The organism is Xanthocytophaga flava (assembly GCF_030068545.1).
Taxonomy (GTDB): domain Bacteria; phylum Bacteroidota; class Bacteroidia; order Cytophagales; family 172606-1; genus Xanthocytophaga; species Xanthocytophaga flava.
Genome location: NZ_JASJOR010000009.1, coordinates 99,265 through 114,475, shown reverse-complemented (window position 1 = coordinate 114,475; position 15,211 = coordinate 99,265). Strand labels below are relative to the sequence as shown.

At 40.0% G+C, this 15,211-nt stretch carries 10 protein-coding genes; 5 read left to right on the top strand and 5 right to left on the bottom strand.

The window, feature by feature from the left end; all coding sequences use genetic code 11:
- Positions 1 to 169 precede the first annotated feature (169 nt).
- From QNI15_RS15030 to QNI15_RS15020, 3 genes are all read left to right on the top strand, one after another.
- Positions 170 to 3,919 carry a DUF7619 domain-containing protein gene (locus tag QNI15_RS15030; protein WP_314002766.1) on the top strand — a complete coding sequence of 1,250 codons (3,750 nt, stop codon included), beginning with the start codon at positions 170 to 172 and terminating at the stop codon, positions 3,917 to 3,919.
- A gap of 75 nt (positions 3,920 to 3,994) precedes the next feature.
- The gene (locus QNI15_RS15025) at positions 3,995 to 4,273 is read left to right on the top strand and encodes a hypothetical protein (protein ID WP_314002768.1); all 279 of its coding nucleotides are present in this window, start codon (positions 3,995 to 3,997) and stop codon (positions 4,271 to 4,273) included.
- Positions 4,274 to 4,495: 222 nt separating this feature from the next.
- The gene (locus QNI15_RS15020) at positions 4,496 to 5,074 is read left to right on the top strand and encodes a hypothetical protein (RefSeq protein WP_314002770.1); all 579 of its coding nucleotides are present in this window, start codon (positions 4,496 to 4,498) and stop codon (positions 5,072 to 5,074) included.
- 532 nt (positions 5,075 to 5,606) lie between these two features.
- On the opposite strand, the gene QNI15_RS15015 is transcribed toward QNI15_RS15020, so the two are convergent.
- Both QNI15_RS15015 and QNI15_RS15010 read right to left on the bottom strand, forming a co-directional pair.
- A complete protein-coding gene (locus QNI15_RS15015; protein ID WP_314002771.1) occupies positions 5,607 to 6,374 on the bottom strand; it encodes an SGNH/GDSL hydrolase family protein in 768 nt (255 codons plus the stop codon).
- Between the two features lie 45 nt (positions 6,375 to 6,419).
- Complete coding sequence (locus tag QNI15_RS15010) at positions 6,420 to 8,705, bottom strand: DUF7133 domain-containing protein (RefSeq protein ID WP_314002773.1); 2,286 nt, start codon at positions 8,703 to 8,705, stop codon at positions 6,420 to 6,422.
- A 413-nt stretch (positions 8,706 to 9,118) separates the two neighbouring features.
- On the opposite strand from QNI15_RS15010, the gene QNI15_RS15005 reads away from it, so the two are divergent.
- Complete coding sequence (locus QNI15_RS15005; RefSeq protein ID WP_314032373.1) at positions 9,119 to 10,219, top strand: RCC1 domain-containing protein; 1,101 nt, start codon at positions 9,119 to 9,121, stop codon at positions 10,217 to 10,219.
- Between the two features lie 446 nt (positions 10,220 to 10,665).
- Complete coding sequence (locus QNI15_RS15000; RefSeq protein WP_314032372.1) at positions 10,666 to 12,237, top strand: T9SS type A sorting domain-containing protein; 1,572 nt, start codon at positions 10,666 to 10,668, stop codon at positions 12,235 to 12,237.
- Positions 12,238 to 12,351: 114 nt separating this feature from the next.
- On the opposite strand, the gene QNI15_RS14995 is transcribed toward QNI15_RS15000, so the two are convergent.
- The 3 genes from QNI15_RS14995 to QNI15_RS14985 all read right to left on the bottom strand — a co-directional run bounded on the left by QNI15_RS14995 (position 12,352) and on the right by QNI15_RS14985 (position 15,098).
- Positions 12,352 to 12,639 (bottom strand): hypothetical protein, encoded by a 288-nt coding sequence (locus QNI15_RS14995; RefSeq protein ID WP_313978329.1) that lies wholly within the window; start codon positions 12,637 to 12,639, stop codon positions 12,352 to 12,354.
- A gap of 35 nt (positions 12,640 to 12,674) precedes the next feature.
- Complete coding sequence (locus QNI15_RS14990) at positions 12,675 to 12,971, bottom strand: hypothetical protein (RefSeq protein WP_313978331.1); 297 nt, start codon at positions 12,969 to 12,971, stop codon at positions 12,675 to 12,677.
- Between the two features lie 453 nt (positions 12,972 to 13,424).
- Positions 13,425 to 15,098 carry a tetratricopeptide repeat protein gene (locus QNI15_RS14985; RefSeq protein ID WP_314032371.1) on the bottom strand — a complete coding sequence of 558 codons (1,674 nt, stop codon included), beginning with the start codon at positions 15,096 to 15,098 and terminating at the stop codon, positions 13,425 to 13,427.
- Positions 15,099 to 15,211: the final 113 nt, after the last annotated feature.

Genomic DNA, 15,211 nt, shown 5'->3' with positions numbered 1-15,211 from the left:
TCATAGGTTGAAAGAACATTCTTCCAAAAGATAGTTTATCTGACTACCAATATTAATTAAGTAATTTTTCTAATTAAAGAACACTAACATGTAAGAAAAGCGGTTATCCTAAGAAAGTACAATTAGAAATGATCCTATATTTTTGCATCTATACTTTCTATATCACTCTATGCAAAAAACTCTACAGATTATTTTATTATTAATTTTGTTTTTTTTCTTATCTCCGTACTTATGGGCCCAAGAATATACGTTTAAAACAAATATTGGACAAGTTTTAATCTATAAGGCTAGAGATATTACTATTGATACTAAAGGAAATGTTTATGTGGTTAATGATGATCGTGCTGTCGTAAAATTAGATTCAATGGGCAACTTTATATCATTTATTGGTAATTATGCTATGCCTTCTGCCAGACATGAAAATTATATTACAGCGGACAAAAATGGAAATCTGTGGGTCTCCGAAGGATATGGGGGGAGAATTGCAAAATACGATCCAAAAGGTAATTTATTATTAAGATTTTTTGTAGATGAGGTAGGTGGGTCTGCTTCATCTCAAGGTATTAGTATAGATAGTCAGGAAAATATCTGGGTAATAGATCAGAATGATTATTGTGTTCGCAAATTTGATAAAAACGGCCTTCTATTGTTAAGATTTGGAAGTTATGGTATTAGTAAAGGAGAGTTTAAAACTCCATTAGCATTGGTTGCTGATAATGAAGACAATATATGGGTAGCTGATGGTGGTAACTACCGTATTCAAAAATTCAACTCTACAGGTGCTTTCTTAGGTGCTTTTGGAATGGAAGGCTCTGGTAAGGGCCAATTTAATTATCCACGTGATATTGTTTGTGATAAACAAGGCAATATTCTGATCTCCGATTATAGAAATAATCGTATTCAAAAAATTGACAAAAAAGGAAACTTCATACAAGTCTTCGGAACATTTGGCTATTCATATGGAAAGTTAGCAAATCCAAATATGCTCACGATAGATAACCAAGGAGTGATCTGGATTCAAGATGCACAATTTTCGTCTGCTAAGAGCCGTATCCAAAGATTTGACTCTAATGGAAATTTCCTTTCTGGATTTCCTTATTCAAAAGAAGAGAACACTCCACTTAATTTTCCAAAACGATTAACTTCTGACAGTCAAGGCAATACATGGATAGTTGATACAGGAAACTCTACACTCCTGAAATTTGATAAGGATGGTAGTCTTTTATTGAAAGTAGGGTCTTATGGATCTGACAATGATCAATTTCAAAATCCTGAAGGTATTACAATAGATAGAGAGGATAATATATGGGTTATCGATTCACCGAACTCTCTCATAAAAAAGTTTGACAAGAATGGTAATTTTTTATTCTCTTTTGGATCAATAGGTCAAAACAATGGTCAACTTTCATATCCACATTCTATTAGCTTGGATCAACATAATAATATCTGGGTAGCAGATGAAAATGCTATCCAAAAATTTGACAAAAATGGCAATTTCTTACTAAGGAGAATATCTTATGGGAACAATAATCAAAAATTCTATCGACCTACGGATATTACTACAGATCGTAAGGATAACGTTTTGGTACTTGAAAGAGGAAGCACTGACATCCTGAAATTTGATAGGGATGGCAATTTTTTATTAAAAATAAGCTCCTATGGATCTGCAAACACTACATTTGCATCTAATAAAGATATTACAGTAGATAGTGAAGATAACATTTGGGTTGCAGAAAAAGATTATCAACATATTATTAAACTGAATGCTGATGGGAAATTTTTGATGAAATTTATACCGTCTATAAAACCTGAATATATTCATATCGATAAAACTGGTGATGTCTATTTGAGTAATTCTCTGCTTGGTGTAATGGTCTATACAAAAGATCATGATGCGTTTATTCATGGAATAGTATATGCAGATGAAAACCAGAATTGTAAATTTGACGGATCAGACAAGCCTATTTCAGATATCATACTGAAAACTGAACCAGGTAATTATTATGGAAAAACAGACAGTGGAGGAAACTATTGGATAAAAGTCCCTATTGGCAGTTACACTGTTAATCAAGCACTTAAAACAAATAACATTTTATTACAACCTGTTTGTCAGACAAATAATGCTTCTACAACTGTTACACTTATCAAGGAAAGAGAACAAATATTTGATATTAACTTTGCCAACACCGCTATCAAAATTCCTTATCTTGATATAACTGTAAGTTCTAACCGTAGACGTAGGTGCTCCACTAATACAACTCTTATTCGCTATTCCAATACAGGATATGCAGATGCGCATAATGTAAAAGTGTTTGTAAAGATGCCATTATATATTTCTCTTAAGTCTGCCAATGCTCCTTATACAATTGATACTGACTCTAATTATGTTTTTACTATAGGTACATTATCAGCCAATCAAACTGGAGTAATTACCATCATAGATTCAGTAGCATGTGTAGCTAAAGCGCGTGGGTTAACAGCTTGTACCAAAACCTGGATTATTCCTGCCAATAGTTATACATTATCTGAAAATTCAAATTGGGATAACTCTGATATATCTCTTAGAGGAAAATGTATAGAAAATGGTCGAGTACAATTAGTTATTAAAAATATGGGGCAGTCAATGACTGATAGTGCTCAGTTTCGTATTCTGCTTAATACTCAGCTCTCTTTTTACCGAAATTATAGACTAGCCCAAGGTGATAGTTTGGTATTGAAAATTCCTGCTAATGGCAAAACAATCCGTCTGGAAGCAGATCAGAGGCCAGGTCATCCACAGAAATATCAAACTAACCTTACGATTGAAGGATGTATAGCATCTGTAAGTGATATTATTAGTACAGGATTTGTTAATGCATTGCCTCAAGATGACTCTGAAGCCGAGGTTAATACAGATTGTCAGATTATTGTAGACTCTTATGATCCTAATGATAAACAAGTTAGTCCGTCCGGTATTACATCTGAACATTATACACCAACAACATCCGAATTGAAATATGTAGTCCGCTTCCAGAACACAGGTACTGATTATGCTTACAATGTTGTGATAGTTGATACACTGTCTGAAAATCTGGATATATCAACTCTCCGAATGGGAAGTGTTTCACATGCTTACACACTGAAAGTTAGTGGAAAAGGCCATCCTGTATTAACTTGGACGTTCAATGACATCAATCTGCCGGATAGTACCCGTGATCAGGCAGGTAGCAATGGGTTTATTCAGTTCTTGATCAAGCCAAAAACTGGCTTGTCAGAAAAAGCCCGTATCGAAAATTTTGCCGATATATTCTTTGATTACAATGATCCGGTACGCACTAACACTACGACCAATGTGTTGTACGATATTCCTCCCATCATTGCTGAAGAGAACAAATTAAACGAAAAAGGATTGCTCTTTTTGATCCCTACTATCAGCAACTTTACTCCTGAACAAGCACAGGTGGGTGAACAACTAACCGTTACAGGTACCAACTACCAGGCTGTTATCACAGATAATACTGTAAAGATCAATGGTATAACAGCCACAGTTGTTTCCGCTAATGAAATGCAACTGATCGTGACTGTACCACAAGGCGTAACGGCAGGTAAGGTAAGTGTAACTACACCAGGTGGAACTGCCACCAGTGAGACTGATTTTGTAATGAAGCCTACCGCTAGTGAACAACCTCAGTGGAGCCGTCCGATTGTAATCTCTCCGAACCCAACAGAGGGTAGGTTTACAATTGACTTCTCTAAAACTGGTGTTCAGATTCAGGCCATTGAAATATATAATCACCTGGGGCAACAAATCAGTTCACAAACAGTATCGAAGGTTACTGCCAGAAAAGAAGTAGACCTTTCAGATACAGGAACAGGGATTTACCTGGTTGTCTTCAAAACAGACAAAGGCAATGCGACCCGGAAGCTGATTGTAAAATAAATCCAAAGCAGAATAAAAAAGTGGTTCAGGTAGTTTTGTCTGAACCACTTTTTTATTTATAAAATCAACTTAAAGATGCTTCTTTTTCGAATGTTATTTATCCTGTTTATCCATCTGGTCATTTTTAGCTGGTTGGCAAAGGCCACCTTTTATGATCCTATAGGTTCAGACTTTTTTGCCCTATTGGTGATAGGCACCTTTGTATGTATGTTTTTCTATGGGTTGTATTCTATGGTGATTTATACGTTGTTCAAAAAAATAAAAGAACGTTCTATTTTAATTGAATTCGCTTTCTGTGTAGTGGAGCTATTGCCTTTCTTCCTGATGGCGTCTCTGACTATCCTAAACTCATGAAGCATTCTCGTTCATACATATTTCTTCTGTTTCCAGTAACAAAACACCTGATTCACCAACATTAACTTTCTTTCCTACATACTAGCTGAATATGTTTAGTAAGCTAATACAATCTGTTTTTATTCAGAAGCATAAATTAGGGATGCATACCACCTCAGGTAACAGATTAATGTATAACATCCTTTCTATCTATGTGAATAACTATTCCTTCCAGTATTGTTTATGAAATCATGTCTTGTATTCCTTTTTGCCGTTATTGCTTGTTTTAGTTCATGTAACCAGACGGCAAGCAGTCAGAAACCTGTCTCAAAAATTCCGTTTGAAGAGGTACTTACCTTTACCCAACAACTTTCAGAATACACCGGAATGTGGATCAAAGACAGTTCTACTATTTCGCAAAAAGACAAACTAAAGACGTTACTCAGTCAGTATCCGAAGATTAAGGACAACGTTCTGAGAGAATTGATTACATACGAAGGAAAAAACGAAAAAAAGATACTGGAACAGATTCTGGAGGCTAATAAGTCAAATAAAGAGAAACTTTTGGAAGAACTTCAGGTATGGAAACATAAACAAGAATCGCTAAAGTCTATAGATATCCTCACAGACCTTGAACAAGTGGTTACAAATACGCAGGCGATTACCGAAAGTCTTAAAGAAGCTAAGAACTATGAAGAGAATGGCGGTATAGACGTTTTTTCAGCTCAGACCACTTACGAGGAGGACATCCTGAAAGGGATAGAGAAAATCCGATTGGCCATAACTGCTATTCGTACAGAAACAAATCTCCCTAAAAAATAAAGAAAAACACTCTCCCTGTCTTCCTGAAAGGAACCCGTGACAAGACCGGCGGCCTGTTCGAATAGAGTGTATTTTTTCGCTCAGAATCCACAGATCACTCTATTTGTCAAGAGATTCTTTCAGAAGGACAGGGAGAGGAGTTGAGAATCAGGGTATGAGTCTGATAAATGTAAGCAGGAGGCGAATGACGCAGATAGAGTGCATAAAAATCTTAAAATCCGTGCCAATCTGTGATTAAAGACAACAAACAACCTCTATACAGGTTGAAATCTGTGAGTAACCAGAGTTTAGGTTAAAAATTATTTTGACTGGCGTTCAGGTTATTTTTGTTTTTAACTGGAACTCCAATCATATTCTCTCTTTTGTATAGTTCAACGCAAAATAAAAATTGATTAGAAGTAGAAGGACAAACGAGAAAGAAACTTTTCTAGACACTTGTCAGCAATTTAGCCTTGCTCTTAGTATTATCAAAAAAGCACGAGATTTCTCTCGTGCTGGTAGTATTTATTTCGCATTCTTGTAATCTAATCCATCATCCTTTCACAGCTTCCAGCCAGGCTTGGGCCATCAGGCGGGCACCGGCAATGCTGGGGTGTACGCCGTCGTAGGTCCAGTAGACGCCGGGGGCTGCTTTTTGGGCTTTGTCAAATACCGTCTGGTAGGGAATATATACAGCACCGTAGCTGTCTGCTATCTCACGGGATGCCTTGCGGTAGTCGTTAAAAGCAGGATACCACTTCTCGTCTACCGCCTTAATGCCTGTTACGGCAAAAGGCTCTCCAATGACGAGTTTAATAGTCGGATACTTTTGTTTGGTGCGATCCAGCAGTGTTTTCAGATCGGCCTGGTAGGTTTGGACTGTGCCTGTGTAGTTATGGGTTAGGGTATGCCAGAAGTCATTTACACCAATCAATATACTGAGTACATTGGGTTTCAGATCCAGGCAATCGGCATCCCAACGTTCGGCAAGCTGATATACTTTGTTTCCGCTAATACCTTTGTTATAGATTTTCAGGGTTTTGTCTGCATGTTGTAACAATAAATCTGAAGCGGCCATGAAGGCATATCCAGAGCCCAAAGCACCAGTGTTGTTTGCCTCTAACACTTCACGTTTTCTGCCAGCATCGGTAATAGAATCACCTTGAAAAAGAATAACATCGTCTTTTTGTAAAGTAATTTTGCCAACTTTTTCAGCAGCAAAGGCAGCTGATACAATTTGTGGAATGGATAAGGAAAGTGCAGTTCCGGCAGTGGCTTTTTTCAGAAAGTTTCTGCGGTTAAATAGATTGGTAAGGGACATAGCAACAGGTATAATTGTTAAGATAGTGTTTAGTCTTTTTTACAATCAATTGGGTGATTTGGATGCAGGCGTCAGTTCTGCCCACGTCCAGGCCTTGTCTCTTCCTGCCGTATGTTGTCTCATATTTTTTACATCTTCAGGCTTTACCAAAATACGGGACAGTTCTTCTGGTGACACTCCTCCTCTGTTGGGGCGACCTAAATCATATCGCACATAACTCAATACAGACGCTATCCATTCATCCTCATTCGCCCCCATGGGTGGCATCATATCGGGATAGGTTTTATCCTCAATAGGTCCGGTTAATCCATGTAATAGGATTTTAATCATGGCATCCTTGTTGGTCATCAATCGTTGAGAGAAGCCTGCCAATGGAGGTGCCACCTGACTAGGAAGTCCCTGTCCTTCGGGGCCGTGGCAAGTTGAACAAAGAGATTGAAAAATCATAGCGCCTTCCATAATCATCTTTCGATTTGTTTCATTGAGGCTACCCAGTTTAATACCATATTTTTTTACATCGTCATTTCTTTCGATGGCTAGCTTTGTACTTTTCAGCATTTCATTGCCTGTATTTGCCTCCAGAATAGCAGTTACCAGTTCGGTAGCCTTTGGCGACTGACTTTTATGAAGCGACAACAACAACTGCACCCGTACGTCATAGCTGGTATCGTCTTTCATGGATTTTAGTTGGGTCAGCATATCTGCATCATTGGCTACTAGCCAGGGTTCGCTTACCCAGACAGCAGCCCGCCGTACCTGCTCATCGTCATCCTTCATGGCTGTGAGGATGATATCTTTATCCAGCGCATCTACTCCTTCCAGCGTCCACAAGGCATGCAGGCGTCCCAAGGCGGAAGGCTTATGGCCTAAGGCTGTTGTCTCTCCTTTTATGATCTGTTTCAATACCGGTATCACAGACTTATCTTGTCGCACTACCAGTTCTTTCTGGGCATTGTCTCTCCACCAGCCATTGGGATGATCCAGATAGGCCACCAGCTTGCTTCCGGGCTCACTAAGCATTTTTGGTTTGGGACCTCTTGAAAGGCCATCATATACCAGCCTGTAGATACGTCCTCGCTGAATGTTTTTATCCAGCCCCAGACGCTGAATCTGTGGACGCAGGTAGCTTCCCTTAGCTGTCCAGGTTCCTTCCTGAATAATCCCTCTGTACATGTCTACAATATATAAACAACCATCAGGTCCGGTGTAGGTATTCACAGGACGAAAGTTCATATCTGTAGAGGCGATAAACTCCTGTTTGTCATAGGCATTTTCCAGCGTTGTTTTACCAGCCTTGTTGATGACCTTAGCACGCCGAATAATGCGGGCTACGGGTTCATTGATGAGGTAGTCACCTACCAATGTTTTAGGCAACCGGTCTCCTCTAAAAATAGACTGTCCGTTTCCTGCTGTAAAATGATTCAGGGTAGTATCGGGACGAATACGTTTTAGTCCGCCCTGTATATCAGGTGTTTTAATAATAGGCCATACCGACCCAAAGGTAGAGTCGATATAGGCATCCCTGAACTCGAGTTGACCATATGCAGGGTTGATCTGAAATCCGGAACCAGCATTTTCCCCGCCTGCTCTACTAAAAAACAGCCGTCCAAAGTTATCGTGTGTCAGTCCCCATTGTCCGTTCGAGCCACTTGCCAATGTATCTGCTTCCAGCATTCCATTTTTATACCGAAAACGTACCGGATCTACTGTTACATAAATCCAGTTGTCGAGATTCCAGTCCAGTCCGCTGCGCTGGTGCTCCAGATTGCCTGGGGCTCTTTTATTGATATGATAGACCCGTCTTTTCTGGTCTGCCACACCATCTCCATTGGTGTCTTTGTAAGCATATATATCATAGGTATCTGTTTCGTTGACCAGTAGTTCCGAACCTACACACAAGATCATACGGGGCAGCATCAGCTTGTCTATAAACACAGAGCTTTTGTCCATCCGTCCATCGTTGTTTGTATCTTCCAGGAGCATAATTCTGCTGTGAGGCTCGTGCTCTCCGGTGGTGTCTACTGTTTGCATATAGGTCTCCATCTGAGCCACATACATTCGTTCGTTGCCATCCCAGGCAATGGCTACCGGTTCGGTTATCATGGGTTCGCTGGCTACCAGTTCCATATGATATCCTTTGGGTAGTCGAAACGAGGCCAAGGTTTGTTCGGGTGTCAGTGGCAATGGTGATGGATCTGACTTTACAGTATAGGGGGTATCAAATCCTTGTTCCGCCTGCACTTGCATGGAGGGAGTCACATTTCGGTTACAGGTGATGAATAAAAAAGGAAGTGTAATAAGAAGAGTAACAGGCCATTGTTTTGCGTTCATAGTAGATCATCGGTTCCTGAAGTAATTCTTACCAATTAAACATTTACAGTGCCTGGCATCAAAAGGCATTCCTGAAACATATTTCTATGTCCGAAAATAGTTTGTCAACAGAAAAATACTTGCAACGAATCTAGTAATAAACTGCTATAATATTACACTTTTTATAGAATTATAATTTTATGGAAAGACAAATCTCGAGAGGAATAGGAGTCTGATTGTTAGCTGACGAATAATGAGAATCTCCCACATATGTAGAAAAGAACAATTCCTATCTATGTGAGCTTCCTCTTACAGACATACAGCTTTTCATATTGACCAGGTAACCGCAGTGACACTTCAGCATTTACTTGCAAACATGATTTTCAATTGATTTCTTTGCTGTAGCAATACTGTTTTTTCTCAAAACAACATCTATGAAGTCAACCATTTACTCAATCCTCTCTCTTTCCCTACTTCTTTTTGCTTCATCCTGCAAAGACTCCAAAGACCCAAAACCAGAGATAAAAACCTCTGTTGTAGCCAGTTCCAACAACTCCTTTTTTATGAGAAATGACACATTATGGGCAGCTGGCAACAATAATGACGGACAGTTGGGGGATGGCACAACTACCAATATAGAAACGCCTAAACAGATTATGACCAATGTTAAGGCTGTTGCAACTGGATCACTCCACACCATGATTCTGAAAAATGACAACACTTTGTGGGGTGTGGGCTATAATTATGTTGGTCAACTAGGTGATGGTACTACCACCAATGCAACAACGCCCAAACAAGTAGCAACTGACATTAAATCGGTAGCTGTCGGAGCGTTTCACACACTAATCCTTAAAAATGACAACACACTATGGGGTACCGGAGCTAATGTATATGGTCAACTAGGTGATAGTACGACTACTGATATCAAAACACCCAAACAGATTATGACTGATGTAAAAGCTGTTACTGCCGGGGTATTCCACACCTTGATTCTCAAAAACGACAATACACTGTGGGCTACTGGAAGTAATGTATATGGTCAACTAGGCGATGGAACTACCGGTTTGGTATACTCATTTAAACAAATTACGACCAATGTTAAACTAGTAGTCTCTCAAAGAGATTATACACTTATTGTTAAAAATGATAATACATTGTGGGCTGCTGGCTTTAATTTATATGGCCAACTAGGTGATGGAACAAATACTGATCTACATACATTTAAACAAATTATGACCCATGTCAAATCGGTATCTGCTGGACAATTTCATACCATGATTATGAAGAACGATAATACATTATGGGCTACTGGCTTTAATGCAAGTGGCCAGCTAGGCGATGGCACGACTTCTGATGCAAAAACGCCTAAACAAGTCATGACCCATGTCAAAGCTGTAGCTGTTGGACAATACCACACCCTTGTAATTAAAGATGACAATACCTTCTGGGCTACTGGAGATAATTTCTATGGTCAGCTAGGCTTGAATCTGGGATCGTCTTTTTATACCAAAACCTTCACCAAAATCCCTCTGTAAGCTATCAGCAAACAGCTAAACCTATTTATCCTCCGCTTGCAGTTTATACTATTGCAGCGGAGGATATTTTTTTCATAGCTGGCTGTAGTGCTTTTTCTAAAAAGATATAGCCATATTAGACATGGAGGTTGGTCTGGATTGTTGCAGACTGTGATTGAGAATTTACGAATCGTCCTGGTTCCATTCGCAAATGCTCGGGTTTATCAGAAAACCGTTTCGGATGTATCCCATGCCGTGTCTGTGGGAACTAGGGCGACCGCCAGTCGCCCCTACAGGATTTCGGAATATCCCAGGCATCGCCTGCGGGAACCAAAGAGAACAATGAGACACGGTAATCCTACCAGCAAAAACAATGTTACTATAGAAAAAATATTCCATGACTTAACACGATGGTTTGCCTTGATACGTTTATATTATACAAGAAACTTTTTTCTTAATTGCCTGTCATGAACCATTTTCTACGTAGAATCCTGCCTGTTTTTCTGTTTTTATCTCTGCTGGTTCCCTGTCTGGCACAAAAAGAAGCTACCCATTGGTACTTTGGCCGAAAACAGGGGTTTGACTTTAACAATGGGACTCCCATAATAGACCGAAATAGTGATATGCTTACAGTCAGAGGATGCGTCACTATGTCTGACAAAAATACAGGGGAACTGCTATTTTACAGCAATGGGCGCAATGTCTGGAACCGGTTTCATCAGCGTATGCCCAATAGCCATTTTTTTTCAGAGGAGTGCAGTGGGCCTGTTCCTCAATCCGCACTGATTGTACCTGTCCCCGAAAGCGAATCGCTTTATTACCTGTTTAGCTTATATCCGGTAACTAACAACATACCAGACACTTCTGCTAACTGTATATTTGGTGATTTAAGTGAAGGCCTTATTGGCAATGGCACCTATTCTTTTCAATTGCGCTATTCAATTATTGACATGCAACTGGATGATGGCAAAGGAGACATTGTGGATGATCAAAACAACCTGTTTCTAACCGATAACCTGAGTGCTAAACTCACCGCTGTTCCGCATACAAATGGCACGGACTACTGGCTCATTTTACATGAGGCAGTTGGTGATTCGTTTTATACCTGTTTAATAGACACGTCTGGTATACAACCTCCTAGTCAACAGCGTATTGGCTCCGAGTATCAGGTTCGTCCAAGCAGCATTGGCAGCTATCATGAAGTTTTAGGTGAAGTAAAAGCCTCTCCGGATGGCAAAAAGCTGGCTTGTGCCGTATACAATATTCTGGGTCACCCCTTTGATGTATTTGATTTTGATGCAGCTACAGGTACTATTTCCAATTATCAGAACTATGGAAATATCTCAGACCAGATGGGGGTTACCTTTTCACCGGACAATTCTAAGTTATATATCACGTCTTTCAATAAGATAGATAAAACCAACCTGGTAGAGCTAATCCGCCAGTATGATCTATCGTTACCAAGCCTTTCTCAGGTCCTCTCTTCTGGTAAAAGTATTATTCGGTTTAATCCCTGTACCAATATATCCGAAAAGGCCTGGCCAGTCAATGTGGTTTTCAATACCTTGCACATTGCCCCTGATGGAAAAATATATGGGGCTGGCGAAGGAAGTAACAATGAGAATGGCGGAAATAATGATATGCTGGTCATTGCACATCCTAATCGGGCTGGATTTGACTGTGGGGTATCTTTACAACGATTTGCTTTTGGTATACCCGACTCAGTGGTGAACTTTCGCAGCTTTCCCAACTTTATCCAATCGTATTTCAACAACATCCCCTCTTCTTCTGGTGAAGAATGCACTCTCCAGCAGCTGATTGTGTATCCTAATCCCACACAGGATATGGTAATTTTGCGTTCTGACTGTGGCATTGTGCCCAGATATGTAGACATACTGGACCGTCTGGGACGACTGGTAGACTCACAAACGCTTTACTCTACGGCTGTAAATCTGACTTCGCTGGCCAAAGGCATGTATGTGCTTCGGATTACGGATGCTCACAAAGGTCAGGTGTACCGAAAGGTGATTAAGCTGTGAGGGATAGCCAGGCTGATTCAATCATTCCTGGTTGGTGTGTATTATCTGTAAAGTCTCATTGAAAAAATGCTGCACTTGTGGCAGAAGTATAGGGTTACTGACCAGATTAGTAGTTTAGTGTAGTTCACCCATCAGTCGTTTTAGTTGATTGGGATAAAGTGAAATTTCTATCTCATTTGACTCAATCTTTTTACCATTAAGATCAAAAGTAATTTTGTATTTTACTTTCTCACTTCCTTTTTCCTGATGTATAGAGTTCACATTCAATACATACAACCCTCTAGGGCCAAGTTTTGACTTATAATAACTATTTCCACAACGGGATTTTTCATTGTCCCGGATTTTATACCATGTATTGTTGATTTTTATATAATCTGAAAAGTTATTTACAGTGGCATCCATCCTGGGAATATATATTGTAAAATCCAGAAAATTAATCAGACATGTATGTTCCAGTCTTCAGGTATGTAGAGAGCAAACTTATTTGCCTGCTTTATATGTCTTGACACAATAGATACAGTATCACCTGACTTTTGTTCATTAAACCATACAGTAAGTCCAGCACCAAGAGAGCCTGCCTCTGCTACTACCTTATGATTCCATTCTTCTATGGTCAGTTTTTTCGCATTATAATCTGCCCATAATGCATTCTCTTTTTCCCGCCAAGCAGATTGAGCAAATCCAGTAGAACAAAGTACCAGCAAGGCAGCTAGCCACAGTACAAAAACTTTCATAGTATTTTGCTTTAGGAATTAGTATAGAATGTTGTCGAAGCAGCTTTTTTACACTTAGATGCAAAAGCAGCAGGTTTCCATATTCATTGACACTAAAAATTATTGCTAACAGAAAAGGACTTTGTGGTGTAATTGCCCTGTCTGTTGTTATCCCAAAGATGAGTATGGATCTGAACCAATATAGGGACAAGTAGCAGATTGTCCCGACTCGGGTAGACTCTGTCTAAGTTCTTACGATTCTATAGGGGGACACCTATGTTCCTACAGGATCAGATCAAATATCGATACTGACTTGGCAGCCACTAAAGCAGAATCGCTGATTACAATTATTACAAATCTTTCCTAAAGTGCTATACAAACCGAAAAGTATGTCCAATTATGGGTCGTTTACGTTATAATAGCATAAAAGTAAGTTTCAGCTTTAGTTTACACGCTTGTGTCATAAATAGAGAGTCAATGCCTACTTACATATGCAGTAGCCACCTTCATTTCAGTACGTGAAGAGGACTGTGCTATAGCTAGCATTTTCTGATAGTATTGTTTTGCTTTTATTGCGTTACCATTCTTTGCTGCCACTTCTGCAGCACTGTACAGACCATTGAATCTATTTGGCTGGCGTTGAAGAGCAGCTTCATACGCTTCAAGAGCATGAGCAACATCCCCCAACTGCATATACATATCACCAAGTAGTTCGCGTGCAGGTATAATTGGCCCAGGGCTAACGGGATGTTTTTCTGTAGCATCTTCCATCTCTGCTGCGGTAGTCATCAAGGCCAGTGCTTCCTTTTTCTGGCCCTCTGCCAGCTTTACCCAACCCTCACCCGCTTTTACCTGAATCTGTACCAGATTTGATTTGTATACTTCTTTTGCCTCCACTAGCTTTTCATAAGACTGTTTTAACTGTTGCAGGCTTTGCCGTGCGTTAACGAGGTCTTTTTCATGTACGGCACCTAGTAGCCGGGCAAAATCGGTATTGGAACGCTCCCAATAATAAGTGTCCCATGAAAACGTAGATGGAGTAAGTACAAGTGCCGCAGCCGCTTTCCAGTCCCGTCGTTCAACAACATAACGGGCAGGCACAGCTCCAAATGAAAATGCATCTTTGGAACTCATAGGAAAAACTTCCTGAATGGTTTTAAAATATTCAAATTCCTTTCTGGCATTCACCTCGTCCCCCTTTTGCAGGTAAGCATACATGAGATAATCCAATCCGTGAAGTTCTTCATCCCAATGCCCTTTCATTCCTACATTTCCCGCATAACACTTTGCTGCATCCACCGACTTGCTATTGGATTCTATGGACTCATCCCATAAGCCTAACCTGGTAAATATGTGTGAAGGCATGTGTTGAGCATGCGCACTTGCAGGAGCAAGTGAGGCATACTCCCGTGCAGAGGTTAATGCCTGTTCTGCCAGCTGTGGGTAGTCATAGACATGAATGATGTAATGTGCCACACCAGGATGCATGGGATCTTTTGTCAGTACAGCATTGAGAATATCACCAGCCTGTTTCTGTTTGACAAAGGTTTTATCTTTCGGATCAGCAGCAGCACGAATTGCCAAAGCATGAAAAATGGCAGCCTCCGTATCGTCTGGAAAATCAGCCGCAAGTTTTCCGGATGCTACTTCAAATTTTGCTACACGGGTTTTGTAATCCGTTTCTTTCCAGCCATCATAGATAGTGGCAATGGTCTCCAGGTATTTCGCCTCTCGTGAGGTAGCATCAGTGACAAGTGTACGTGCCAGCTTTATTACGTCTGCTCCTTTTTGTAGATCGGCCTCAGTAGGTGGTTCCCAGAGAGGATGAAAACTGCACATAGCAGCACCCCAGTAAGCCATAATACAATGAGGGTCTTTCTCTATAATACGCGCATATACTTTTTCAGACTCGGTGTATTCAAATGAGTGTAGCAGTGCCGTTGCCATGTTAAAATCCTCAGCTGTTTCAGGTGAGCAACCTGTTGCAAAACGAACTTTACCAAACTCATTTTTGCCGGAAAACCAAAGGGCTATATCACCGCGTTTCAGATCCAGCGCCTCAAGCTCATTTTTGATTTTGTCGTTGGTCTGTTTTTGAGAACACGCACTAAGAAGTGCGATTACTATGGCTGAATAAATAATCTTCATCTTAGTAAAAATTACCAATGGAATACTACCAGACTTTACAGATGAATAGAAAGCAAGATATTCATGAAACAGTCGCTTATATGTTAGTAGTAAAAGAGTTCAAAGGATAACAT

What these genes read in the sequence shown, in the direction of transcription:
- QNI15_RS15030 (WP_314002766.1), top strand. Translation starts at nt 170, where the DNA reads ATGCAAAAAACTCTACAGATTATTTTATTATTAATTTTGTTTTTTTTC.
- QNI15_RS15025 (WP_314002768.1), top strand. Translation starts at nt 3,995, where the DNA reads ATGCTTCTTTTTCGAATGTTATTTATCCTGTTTATCCATCTGGTCATT.
- QNI15_RS15020 (WP_314002770.1), top strand. Translation starts at nt 4,496, where the DNA reads ATGAAATCATGTCTTGTATTCCTTTTTGCCGTTATTGCTTGTTTTAGT.
- QNI15_RS15015 (WP_314002771.1), bottom strand. Translation starts at nt 6,374, where the DNA reads ATGTCCCTTACCAATCTATTTAACCGCAGAAACTTTCTGAAAAAAGCC.
- QNI15_RS15010 (WP_314002773.1), bottom strand. Translation starts at nt 8,705, where the DNA reads ATGAACGCAAAACAATGGCCTGTTACTCTTCTTATTACACTTCCTTTT.
- QNI15_RS15005 (WP_314032373.1), top strand. Translation starts at nt 9,119, where the DNA reads ATGAAGTCAACCATTTACTCAATCCTCTCTCTTTCCCTACTTCTTTTT.
- QNI15_RS15000 (WP_314032372.1), top strand. Translation starts at nt 10,666, where the DNA reads ATGAACCATTTTCTACGTAGAATCCTGCCTGTTTTTCTGTTTTTATCT.
- QNI15_RS14995 (WP_313978329.1), bottom strand. Translation starts at nt 12,639, where the DNA reads ATGGATGCCACTGTAAATAACTTTTCAGATTATATAAAAATCAACAAT.
- QNI15_RS14990 (WP_313978331.1), bottom strand. Translation starts at nt 12,971, where the DNA reads ATGAAAGTTTTTGTACTGTGGCTAGCTGCCTTGCTGGTACTTTGTTCT.
- QNI15_RS14985 (WP_314032371.1), bottom strand. Translation starts at nt 15,098, where the DNA reads ATGAAGATTATTTATTCAGCCATAGTAATCGCACTTCTTAGTGCGTGT.